Source organism: Phormidium pseudopriestleyi FRX01 (assembly GCF_017313335.1).
In the GTDB taxonomy this organism is placed as follows: domain Bacteria; phylum Cyanobacteriota; class Cyanobacteriia; order Cyanobacteriales; family Laspinemataceae; genus Laspinema; species Laspinema pseudopriestleyi.
This window is the reverse complement of the sequence record NZ_JAFLQW010000044.1, coordinates 1-11,595: the sequence shown is the minus strand read 5'-3', so window position 1 is coordinate 11,595 and position 11,595 is coordinate 1. Positions and strand designations below refer to the sequence as shown.

General features: G+C 47.5%; 7 protein-coding genes. 4 read left to right on the top strand and 3 right to left on the bottom strand.

What is annotated here, in order from left to right; translation table 11 throughout:
* Positions 1-108 precede the first annotated feature (108 nt).
* On the bottom strand, positions 109-834 hold the full coding sequence (locus J0895_RS01690; RefSeq protein ID WP_207086414.1) for an N-acetylmannosamine-6-phosphate 2-epimerase: 726 nt from the start codon (positions 832-834) through the stop codon (positions 109-111).
* 35 nt (positions 835-869) lie between these two features.
* Positions 870-3,350, bottom strand: coding sequence for a hybrid sensor histidine kinase/response regulator (locus tag J0895_RS01685; RefSeq protein ID WP_207086413.1), 2,481 nt, complete (start codon positions 3,348-3,350; stop codon positions 870-872).
* 728 nt (positions 3,351-4,078) lie between these two features.
* On the opposite strand from J0895_RS01685, the gene cobN reads away from it, so the two are divergent.
* The 4 genes from cobN (at position 4,079) to J0895_RS01665 (ending at position 11,011) form a co-directional block, all read left to right on the top strand.
* Positions 4,079-7,963: a cobaltochelatase subunit CobN gene (gene cobN, locus J0895_RS01680; RefSeq protein WP_207086412.1), complete on the top strand. Its 3,885-nt coding sequence runs from the start codon at positions 4,079-4,081 to the stop codon at positions 7,961-7,963.
* 37 nt (positions 7,964-8,000) lie between these two features.
* Complete coding sequence (locus J0895_RS01675; protein WP_207086411.1) at positions 8,001-9,104, top strand: AAA family ATPase; 1,104 nt, start codon at positions 8,001-8,003, stop codon at positions 9,102-9,104.
* The gene (locus J0895_RS01670; protein WP_242540979.1) at positions 9,101-9,790 is read left to right on the top strand and encodes a DUF3226 domain-containing protein; all 690 of its coding nucleotides are present in this window, start codon (positions 9,101-9,103) and stop codon (positions 9,788-9,790) included. Before J0895_RS01675 ends, J0895_RS01670 begins: the two co-directional genes overlap by 4 nt.
* Before the next feature lie 423 nt (positions 9,791-10,213).
* Positions 10,214-11,011 carry a DUF4394 domain-containing protein gene (locus J0895_RS01665; protein ID WP_242540978.1) on the top strand — a complete coding sequence of 266 codons (798 nt, stop codon included), beginning with the start codon at positions 10,214-10,216 and terminating at the stop codon, positions 11,009-11,011.
* Between the two features lie 126 nt (positions 11,012-11,137).
* Here the strand turns inward: J0895_RS01665 and J0895_RS01660 are convergent, their stop codons facing one another.
* Positions 11,138-11,281 (bottom strand): hypothetical protein, encoded by a 144-nt coding sequence (locus J0895_RS01660; RefSeq protein ID WP_207086410.1) that lies wholly within the window; start codon positions 11,279-11,281, stop codon positions 11,138-11,140.
* Positions 11,282-11,595: the final 314 nt, after the last annotated feature.

Here is an 11,595-nt window from a genome sequence, read left to right as displayed (position 1 = left end):
GCTCGCAGTCCCGTGGTTGGATCGAGAATGATTATTGTCAAACGGCAGCAAGAATGAGGGGTGGAGTTAGCTAAAACCGCAGCAAGTCTTTGAGAACTGGATGGGGTTTCAACTGCTCAAATTCAAGTGTTTTTGATAGGCTTGAACCTTCAGGTCGATGCCGGTAATGTCTGTGCCGACAACAACGGCATTCGCGCCCAAATTGAGGGCGCGTTTTGCCATTTCTGGGGAACTGATGCCGCCTTCACAAATGAGGAATCCGTCGATGGTTTTGCGGATTTCGGCGAGGAGATCGAAGCCGGGAGGAATGGATTGTTGGGTGGCGCGGGTGTAGCCATAGAGGGTGGTGCCAATGATATCGGCTCCAAAATTGGCGGCAGCGATCGCAGATTCTAGGGTATCCACATCCGCCATGACGGGTTTTCCGAGGTGGGTGTGAATGGCTGTAATCAGGTTGGAGAGGGTTTCGTCATGGGGACGGGCGCGATCGGTGGCATCGATGGCGATGATATCGGCACCACTAGCGGCGATCGCCTCGGCATGATGAAACTGCGGGGTGATGTAGACTTCGGATCCGGGGAGGGATTGTTTCCAGAGGCCGATAATGGGAAGGGTGGCACCGAGGCGATCGCGCACGGCTTTGATATGAGCTGGGGTATCGATGCGGACCCCGACGACACCGTTACGAACCGATGCCAGGGCGATCGCTGCAATGATAGAGGGTTCGGCCAAGGGCGAATCTGGGGGAGCCTGACAGGAGACAATTAATCCGCCATCTAAAGGGGCGATCGCCGCCGTCAAATTTACCGATTTTTCAGACAGTTGTTCGTTCATTAACCCGTTATAGATTCTTGATTTTGATTCAATTTTTATTTGCTCGCACCGATTTCCCCTCTTTCGGGTTGATTGAGCGATCGGCATGAGTGAAATAAGGCATTCACTTGATTAATTAGCCGTTCTGGAGCAATGGGTTTCGGGGAACAATCATCTGCACCCGCTTCAAAAGCCCGGTCTTTATCTTCCCCAGTTTCTAGGCCAATTAACGCTAAAATTTTCAGGGGTTCCCGCGCCGGGGACTGACGCAAAGACTGGATCAGTTCAGTGCCATTCATCCCCGGTAAACCATAATTCAAAATTACCACAGTGGGTTGCAGTAGCTCAAATTGTTCGAGTGCAGTCGCCCCATCAATCATCCACACCACCTGATAACCAGCGGTGGTTAAAATATCGCAAATTAAGATGGCACTATCCTCACAATCCTCAATCAAAATGATTCGACCTTGCAGGGGTTCTGAACTAAAGCTGTCACCCAGGCGATTTTGGGAATCCGAGTTAGATAATAACCGCGCCGCAGGCAGATGGACGGTAAAAATAGAACCTTCGCCCACGGTAGATTCTACTTCAATCCATCCCCCGTGGAGTTCGACGAGCTGTTTCGTTAAAGCCAGTCCGAGTCCCGTTCCGCCATATTGACGACGGTAGGAGGTATCCAATTGTTGAAAATTTTTAAAGAGTAGGGATTGTTGGTCTTCGGGAATTCCTACGCCGGTATCTTCCACTTGGAAGACCACATTTTTACGCTCACTCCAAACTCGCAGGGTAACCATTCCTCCGTTGGGCGTAAATTTAATAGCATTGTTCAACAGGTTTAAGATAATTTGCTGCACTCGGCGGCGATCGGCGGTCCAAAGGTCGTTTTTTTGACCGTCTAAGCCCAGAGTCATTTCTAGTTCTAATCCGGCTTCTACTGCTTTGGGGGCGACGCTTTGCAAGCACTGGTGGGCAAGTTTAGTCAAGGAAAATTCTGTGATTTTTAAAATGGCTTTCCCTGCTTCTAACTGAGACAAGTCCAGGATGTCATTAATCAGTTCGAGGAGGTGTTCGCCACTGTCATGAATGGTTTTGAGATATTCCTGCTGTTTGGTACTCATTTGTCCAAAGGACCAGCGCAATAGGGTAGAAGACATCCCAATTACACAGGTTAAAGGCGTTCGCAATTCGTGGCTCATGGTTGCCAAAAATTCGCTTTTGGCACGATTGGCTGATTCGGCGGCGACTAGGGCATCATGGAGGTCATGAGTGCGTTCGATGACTCGTTCTTCTAATGTTTTTTTTTGCCGAGTGACTTGAGCGTAAAGTTCGGCTTGGTGAATGGCTAAGGCTAAATGTTCGGCAATATGTTTAAGAAAGTCTTGTTCACTGGGGAGCCAAAATCGCGTTTCAAAACATTGATGGGCAATTAATAATCCCCAAGGGTTATCCTGAACAACTATCGGGACAATTAATTGGGCCTTAATTTGATTATCCCGCAGCATTTTCAAATAGCTTGGGGATAAAGTATAGGCGGTTGAAGTGTCGGCGATCGCTTGAATAAAACCTTGATGATAATTTTCTATAAATTCGGTCCCGGGCAGAAAAGAACTTGTTTCTTTTTGAACTCTCAGGAGGGAGGGAATATCATCATAAGCTCTGGATTCGTAAGTAATCGCTCCGATTTCTGGTGGTTCTTGCAAGGATAATTTTTGGGGATAAAATTTAGAATTATCCCCCTCTAAATTGTCTAAGACGGTCTCGATTTCGTCCCAAAGCTGGAAGGGTTCACCCGGGGTTTTAGGGGAGGGTTTGCCATTGCCGGTGTCTACGATTCTGGCTTTATTGGGTGGGTTAAATTGAAAAATAGCCAATCGGTCTACTAGGAGGAAACGACGCACCTGTTCCACGGCAGTAGACAAGATGGTGGGCAATTCCAGACTCTGACGAATCTGGGTGGTGACTTGATTTAAGAGTCGCTCTTGTTCGATTTGATGGTGTAGGGCATTTTCTACAGGTTGACAGATGGAGACGCAACTATCGGAGGCATAACTGGCAGTGGGGTGAAAATTTTCGGCAGTTAGCAAGGCGATCGCCGAGAGGGTAAATTCGCTTACGAGTTGGGGATTATTCGGTTGTAGGCTGTAATGGTTGCGTTGGAGTTCGTCGTGATCAAGATTGACGAGGGGCGACTGCGCCAAAGTGGCTAAAAATGCAGCCACCTGTGAGGGTTCAAAGGTTAAAGCAACTTCAACCCGGGGCGATCGCCCTTCAAACTCTGGGGGGAGAGTCCCGATGCCATCCTCGCGATCGGAATTTGTCCCCTCGGCAGGTCCCCCCAACAGCAAAACTCTAAAGTCCTCCGACAGGACTAGAGTAAACCATTGCCAAGGGTCATCAGAAGGAATTTCTTCGGTACCGAGTACCGATTCAGTCAGCACCACTGACCCCGGGCGTTTCCCCTGTTGCTGTAACAACTGGCGCAACTGCTCAAAGGTGTTATGGGATAAAGTTCTTCGTGAGACTTCTAAGGTCGGCATATTTTAAGCGCCTATTGGCAAAAGCTGAATGCGATGGGGGAATTTTCCGGGGGAAATGCTCGTCCTTGACCATTCCCTCAAACAATCCCCGATTTCTATTGTTTTAGAATTACTCAGTGGAGCTTGCCCTAAAGCTGCTGCACTTCGGATTTCTAGAAACAAGTTGAATAAATCTCTACTCACTGGCTTATTAGCTATAGTAGGGTGATTTTTCCAGTTTTGGGTCAGAAATTCTGGTTTTTTTGTAGTCTTCACCTTTTCTTTAGAAAATAGAGCTATAGCAGATCCTTTATCAGTTGTGGAATGCCCTCACCCCCAACCGTCGGCGGCCCAAAGGGGGAGAGGGGATCTGAAGATGTCATAAATAATTTAGGATTGCTATAGGATAGGGGACCGTTTGACTTTTAATCCATATCAGTATTTTTTCGGACTAATAAACATAGAGTTATCTCTATCTTAAGAAAAATTGGCAGAAACTTTATCCTGAATTTATTCGGGATCAATGGATGAATCCCTCTAGGACATCGGGATTCGGATGAGATAGATAGGACAAGAAAGCCAGTTTCTGGCTCAGATTCGCTGCAACGTCAGCAGAAATTTTGTCAAGAAATCCGATAGTCTTCCGACTTCTGTACTGACGCCCTAGAAGTTTTTAGGTTGGGTCTGCCCTGGGGTTTGGTATGATGGAGAACTGTGCCATTGTACTTGGATCGCTTCAGGAGACTCTCATGCATCGTCTAGCTGCTACACCCGGGGGTTGGAATCCGCAGGAGGAGGGGGTGATTTTGGTCTCCCAAACTCCGGCACCCATCGCGATCGTGACGGCGGCGGATACGGATATTCAAGCGATCGCCCAGGCAATCTCCCAACTCCCGCCCGACTTTCCCGATTTGCGGGTGGTCAATCTGCTGCAACTGCAACAGCAACTCAGTATCGATACTTATGCAATGGAGGTCCTCTCCGAGGCACAGGTGATTGTCTTGAGATTGCTGGGAGGGCGTGCTTATTGGTCCTATGGGTTGGAAGTCGTTCGAGAAACGGTGCAAAATACAGGTGCTCACCTGATTGTGATTCCCGGCGATGATGCCGGTGACCCCGATTTAATCGGTCATTCCTCGGTTCCCTTGGGTTTGGTTAACCAAGTCTGGCAATATTTTACCGAAGGCGGTGTCGATAATCTAGTCAATGGGCTCCAATTTATCGCCCAGGTTTGCTTAAAAAGAGATTACAATCCAGCCCCACCCATGCCAATCCCTCGGGTTGGACTTTATCCTTGGAAATCCGCAAGGTTTGAACTTGGAAATGAACCGTTCAGCCCAGAAGAATCAAGCCTCAATCCAACGCGATCGGTTAATTCTAAATCGGGTCTCAATTCTTCTCAATTATCCCCCTCATTTCCCAGGGTAGGGATTCTCTTTTATCGCGCTCATTACTTGGCTGGAAATACTGCCCCGATTGATGCACTTTGTCAAGGTTTGCGCGATCGCCACTTAGACCCGGTGCCGGTATTTGTCTCTTCTTTACGCGATAAAGATGTCCAAGCTGAACTGTTGACCTATCTGCAACCCCCTCACACTGAAACCGTGCAGATAATATTAAATACCACAGGGTTCGCGATCGGTCAAGCTGCCCAGACTTTACCCTCTACCCAAGACTCTCCCACCACCGACCTAGAATTCTGGGAAACCCTGGATGTCCCCGTCTTGCAAGTAATTTTCAGTGGCGGAACTCTCCAACAGTGGGAATCAGGATTTCAGGGACTCTCCCCTCGCGATATGGCGATGAATGTTGCCCTTCCGGAAGTGGATGGCCGAATTATTACTCGGGTGGTGTCGTTTAAGACGGTACAAGAAAATCATGTAAAACTGGAAACCCCAGTGGTGATGTATGAACCCCTGGGCGATCGCATTAATTTCGTGACCGATCTCGCTGCCAACTGGATCAAACTCCGGCAAACTCCCCCCAGTCAGCGCAAAATTGCCTTAATTTTGGCGAATTATCCCAACCGAGACGGACGCCTCGCCAATGGGGTGGGTCTCGATACCCCCGCAAGTTGTATCGAAATCCTCAACGCCCTCCAAAATGCCGGGTATTGGGTCGAAAATATCCCCACCACTGGGGAGGAATTGATTCGCCTCCTCACTGCCGGAGTCACCAACGACCCGGAAGGGGAAGGATTGCGAATGATTCGCCAAGTCTTGCCAGGGAAAGACTATCAAAGCTATTTTAATTCCTTGCCAGAACCTGTTCGCCAAGGAATTGAGAATCGCTGGGGGGGAAAAACCCCAGGCGATCGTCTTACTTTGGAAACCCAATCCTTCCCCATTCCCGGGATTCAATTGGGCAATATTTTTATCGGAATTCAACCGTCCCGGGGGTACGACATCGACCCCAGTTTGAACTATCACGCCCCGGATTTAGAACCGACTCATGAATATCTAGCTTATTATTATTGGATTCGAGAATGCTTCGGTGCACAGGCGATTACTCATGTAGGCAAACATGGCAATTTAGAATGGTTACCGGGAAAAAGTATCGCCTTATCGGAAAATTGTTACCCAGAAGTTGCCCTGGGACCGATGCCGCATTTTTATCCCTTTATTGTCAATGACCCCGGAGAAGGGTCACAAGCCAAGCGGCGATCGCAAGCGGTGATTATCGACCATTTAACCCCTCCCATGACCCGGGCGGAATTATACGGTCCCCTACAACAACTCGAAGGGTTAATTGATGAATATTATGAAGCCCAAAGTTTGGACCCGGTGCGCTTAAAACCAATTCGTAGTCGCCTGATTCAACTGGTAGAAGACCAACATTTAGACCAAAGTTCATCTTGGACTAATTCCTCTGATTTCACGAAATCTGACCCTGAATTTACAGCCTTAATCGCTAATTTAGATGGATATTTGTGTGAATTAAAAGAAGCGCAAATCCGAGATGGACTACATATTTTTGGGAAATGTCCCCAAGGGCGGCAACTGGTGGATTTGATTGTGGCGATCGCCAGACATCCGGGGGGCAGTCGCCTCGGAATCACCCGCGCTTTAGCAGCGGATCAAGGACATTCCTTTGACCCTCTCACCAGCAATCCGGCGGAATTTTTGCCGGAATTGACTGCAAATTCTTCCCGGCACACCATTGGAGATGCGATCGCCTCCTTAGAAGAAGAAGCAGCCGAATTCGTCACCCAAATTATCGACCCAACGGGAGAAACAATTCTCCCCAAACCCGACACCGCCACGGCAAAAGAATTAAATTGGATTCGGGATTGTTTACTTCCGGCATTGCAAAGAACTTCTGAAGAAATCACTCAATTGTTGCGCGGATTAGAGGGACGATATATCAAGAGTGGGCCATCCGGTGCACCCACCCGAGGGCGTCCCGAAGTGTTGCCAACAGGACGCAATTTTTACTCCGTAGATATTCGGGCAATTCCCACAGAAACTGCTTGGGATATTGGACGGAGGGCCGCCGAAGAGGCGATCGAGCGCTACACTCAGGAAAATGGGGAATATCCGCAAACCCTGGGATTATCCGTTTGGGGGACCTCCACCATGCGAACGGGCGGCGATGACATTGCCGAGGCCCTCGCCTTGCTAGGGGTGCGCCCAGTCTGGGATGGACCCTCCCGGCGCGTGGTCGATTTTGAAATTCTGCCCGTCCGGGTTTTGGGGCGTCCCCGCGTCGATGTCACATTGAGAGTGTCGGGATTTTTCCGGGATGCCTTTCCCAACTTGATCGATTTGTTCGATCGCGCGGTGGAAGCAGTCGCGAGTTTGGAGGAACCGGCAATGGATAATCCCTTGGCGGCGCAAGTGCAGGTAGAAACGCAGACATGGCAAGGGTTGGGGTTGACTCCGGAACAGGCAAACCGGCGATCGCGGTATCGAGTCTTCGGGTCAAAACCGGGCGCTTATGGGGCGGGATTACAAGGATTAATCGAAGGGCAAAACTGGACGGATGACGCGGATTTGGCCCGGGCGTATATTAACTGGAGTAGTTACGCTTATACAGGAATGGGAAATGGACATTCCGCCCCAGAAGCGTTTGAGCAACGGTTAGGGCAGATGCAGATTGTCTTACATAATCAAGATAATCGGGAACATGATTTACTCGATTCTGATGATTATTATCAGTTCCAAGGCGGTTTATTAGCGGCAGTACGGGCGGTGCGAGGCACTGATGCGGTAGCATATTTCGGCGACCATTCCCTGCCCGAAAAGCCCAAGATTCGCCGGTTAGAGGAGGAAATTGACCGAGTGTATCGATCGCGAGTGGTGAATCCGAAATGGATTGAGGGCGTGATGCGCCACGGGTATAAAGGGGCGTTTGAAATGGCCGCTACGGTAGATTATTTGTTTGCTTACGATGCCACGGCACATTGTGTCAAGGATTTTATGTATGAGGGCGTGGCAAAGGCATATTTGTTGGATGACAAAGTGCGGGAGTTTATCCATCATAAGAATCCTTGGGCGTTGAGGGATATGGCGGAACGGTTGTTAGAGGCGAATCAGCGCGGATTGTGGGAAGGGGTGGATCAGCCGATGTTGGAGGAGTTACGGGCGATCGTTCATGATGCAGAAGGGGCGATCGAATCGGCGATCGGTTCCTAAACTAGAATAGAAGAACATCAACAACTCAGAGGTCGTTATGTTACGCGATATCAGCCTAAAAAATTATCGAATGTTCAAAGACTTTCAAATGGACGGACTAGCACGAGTCAACCTGCTAGTGGGTCCGAACAATAGTGGCAAAACCAGCTTATTAGAAGCAATTCATTTGTTAGTGAATCCGCATAATCTTAACGAAGTTTTTGATCAGGTTCTAAGTCCGAGAGGTCAGAGCCTCCTACTTCCCGACCGCTGGGATGATGATCTAGAGATACTGTATCAAATTAAACCTTTATTTTACCATGAAATATTTACAAGTGAAGCCACCCTGTGCATTGAATCAAAAAGCGATGATTTCCAATCCTTTTCACTAGAACCCTATCCTACTCCCGAATATATCGAGGGATTAAACTTGCCTGAGTTCATGACTAGAGGAATTCGCATAAATAATTATAATCTATTGGTATCCCACACCCAAGAAAAGCAAACAATTTATCACGCAACTGAAGTCAACGCCAAGGGAATAACTTCCAGCTATTTCCGGGGGTTAACTCGTTCTGGTCCTCCTCCTTCCCAGTCCCGACCCAGTGTTTTAATGACCCTCGAACGGCTCAAATTGGCTACCCTAGTCGAAATGTGGAATGAGATTACCCTCACTCCAAAAGAAGATTTAGTCATCAAAGCATTGCAAATCTTAGAACCGGATATTGAACGATTTAGTTTTATTGGAGGGACAACCACTGCCAGTGGAATTCTCATCAAACTACGAGGACGAGAGCATCCCGTTACCTTGGGTAGCATGGGAGAGGGAATGAAACAAATGTTAAATCTAGTCATGGCTGCGGTGACTGTTGAAAATGGAATTTTGTTAGTCGATGAAATCGAAAGCGGATTGTATTATGATGTTCAGGCAGAGATGTGGAGTTTACTCCTAGAAATTGCCCAAGAATTGAATATTCAGATTTTTGCCACCACTCACAGTTGGGATTGTGTGAGGGGTTTTGCGGCAGCGTTAAGTGAAACTAAAGAGAGTGATTTAGGGAAATTATTCCGCCTGGATTGGCGGGGTGAATTAATTCGTGCTATTGATTATCCAGCCGAACACTTAAAAAAGGCAGTGTATTACGGAATTGAGGTAAGATGATGGTGAATAACCCGAAAAAACCCACCAATTATCAACAGCTACTGGTGGAAGGAAAAAATGACCGGCACGTTATTTGGGCCTTATGCGAACAATATCAACTCTCAGAAACTTTTACGGTGGAAGTGCCACCCGGTAAAACGGAAGGAATTGAGTCTCTTTTGGCTGCCTTCCCTGCATTATTGGATGAACGAAAGTTACAAACTTTGGGAATCGTGGTGGATGCGGATCAAGATTTAGCAGCGCGATGGCAATCGATTAGAGATAGATTAATTACCAGCGGTTATCCCAAGGCAGATATCCTCGATTCGCCACGGGTAGAGGGGTGGGTTTATCAACCGGCAGATCCGTATTTGAAGCGGGTGGGAGTGTGGGTGATGCCGAATAATCAACTGCCGGGAATGTTAGAGGATTTTGTGGCGTTGTTGATGCCAGGAGATGATAATTTGCGTCCGAAAGCGGAAGAGATTTTAAGAGAAATTGAAGGAGAGGGACTGAACCGATATGGAGAAATTCATCGTGCAAAGGCGCTGATTCATACCTGGTTAGCATGGCAGGAGACTCCAGGAATGCCGATGGGACAGGCAATTACGGCGCGGGTTTTGCAGAGGGAGTCGGCGATCGCCCAGCGTTTTGTGGCCTGGTTACAACAACTATTTGAGGCTGAAATCTCTGAGTCAGGCGGCTAAAATTAGGTGAAAACTTTTTGATTCTATATTTTTTAGGGTCAATAGCACCATCGGTACAGGATTAAATCTAAGGGACAAGAAAACGGTTTTCTGGCTCATATTACCTCTATATTGGCAGAAATTTGGTAAAGAAACCCAGCTTTTAATCGCTACTGAACTGGCCCCATAACTTCGCTTTTTGTACCTCAATAGCTACTTAACTGAGCCAATTTGAATCACTAAAATCAACGAATTTCTCACTTATAAGAGATAATATAAGGGACAATTTGTCTGCGATCGCGTTAAATTTGAAACCTCAGCCCGCGCACTGAAAAACTGAGGCTGAGTTGATCAGGATCAGGAACTTGATGCCCTAAAATACCTCAGAAAGGACGGAGACACCGCATTTTCTCAGGGCTTCGTGAATGTAAATTGCCCGTTGGCATGGTTCCCATTTTGCGGTCTCCCCAAGCCCTAAAATTGGTAATTACCAGCCAAATCCTGACAAAAGATTGTGGTATACAAACCTCGGGTTATACCAATTACTTTGCCGGAACGACTTCAACCCAACTCTACAATATCGATACACAACTGAATACACTGTTACTACAAAATCCCCCTAATGATGGCACTCTGGTTACCATTGGAAATTTAGGGGTAGATTTTAACAATTTGGCAGGGTTTGATATTGTTTCAGGGATGGCCGGGGAGAATGCGGCTTTTGCCGTTTCTAACTCCATGCTCTATTCGATTGACCTGACCAATGGTCAAGCTACGAGTTTAGGGACGATTGGGGGGAATGCGGGCATAAATGTACAAGGGTTGGCAACCGTACCCACTTCTATTTTCCGAGACACGATTACTGGACAAACTGAATTTAAACCCGCTCAATATTTGGCTTCTCATCCGGATTTAATTGCTGCATTTGGCTATAATTTGGCCGCTGCATCTCAACATTATGAGATGTTTGGAATTGCAGAAAATCGAGGGTTGGATACGTTTGATGAAGTGCGATATCTGGCTTATTATGAGGATTTGATTCAGGTGATTGGGTTTAATCCAGAGGTAGCCACGGAGCATTATGTTGTATTTGGTGCTTCGGAAGGGCGAGTTACCAATCTGTTTAATCCAGTGAGTTACCTGAATACTTATGAGGATTTAAAGTCGGCGTTTGGTAATGATTTAGTGGTCGCGACTCAACACTATATCCAAAATGGATTTAGTGAGGGTCGCGTTTTTTAAACTGAAGTCGGGACACCGAACCTAAAAAAACAACCAAAGTCGTTGCTAGGAAGATCGAAGCATTCACTGAAGTGATCCGATGTTTGTAGTAATGGCTTTAGCCGTTATCCGGGTTTGTTGTAACAATTAATTGCTGCCAGACAGCATGGCCTGCTGTCCTCGGAGGGAGGTAGCATAGCCTAAAAAGGCTTGGACTGCTGGGTTGGGAGGCTGCTGATAGGCGTAAGATAAGATGCGCTGCAAGGGATAATTGGGATGATCGGGCATCATGCCATCGATGGGGAGAGTTTTGACGGTTTGCTGATTGGCAACTTGCGTAAAGGTGGCATAACCGATGCCGTTGCGTCCTTGACACTCCCCGGTCTAAAGACACGGGGATTCTTGCATAGCCTTAGACCAAAGCCTAATTCTAATGGGCGCTGTCAAAACGCCTCTAATAAGTCCGCTCAAATCTAATTTGAACTTTCCCTTTACGTTTAGTTTGCGAAGGATATTGGCAGCGCTATTACAGTCCGCATTAATATATCCAAACGTTCCAGTTCTAAACAATCCACGCTTCACACGCTTTCCACTTGACTGCCACT

Bases quoted from the DNA above. Each gene is read 5' to 3' on its own strand.
- cobN (WP_207086412.1), top strand. From the start codon at position 4,079: ATGCATCGTCTAGCTGCTACACCCGGGGGTTGGAATCCGCAGGAGGAG.
- J0895_RS01675 (WP_207086411.1), top strand. From the start codon at position 8,001: ATGTTACGCGATATCAGCCTAAAAAATTATCGAATGTTCAAAGACTTT.
- J0895_RS01690 (WP_207086414.1), bottom strand. From the start codon at position 834: ATGAACGAACAACTGTCTGAAAAATCGGTAAATTTGACGGCGGCGATC.
- J0895_RS01685 (WP_207086413.1), bottom strand. From the start codon at position 3,350: ATGCCGACCTTAGAAGTCTCACGAAGAACTTTATCCCATAACACCTTT.
- J0895_RS01660 (WP_207086410.1), bottom strand. From the start codon at position 11,281: ATGATGCCCGATCATCCCAATTATCCCTTGCAGCGCATCTTATCTTAC.
- J0895_RS01665 (WP_242540978.1), top strand. From the start codon at position 10,214: ATGGTTCCCATTTTGCGGTCTCCCCAAGCCCTAAAATTGGTAATTACC.
- J0895_RS01670 (WP_242540979.1), top strand. From the start codon at position 9,101: ATGATGGTGAATAACCCGAAAAAACCCACCAATTATCAACAGCTACTG.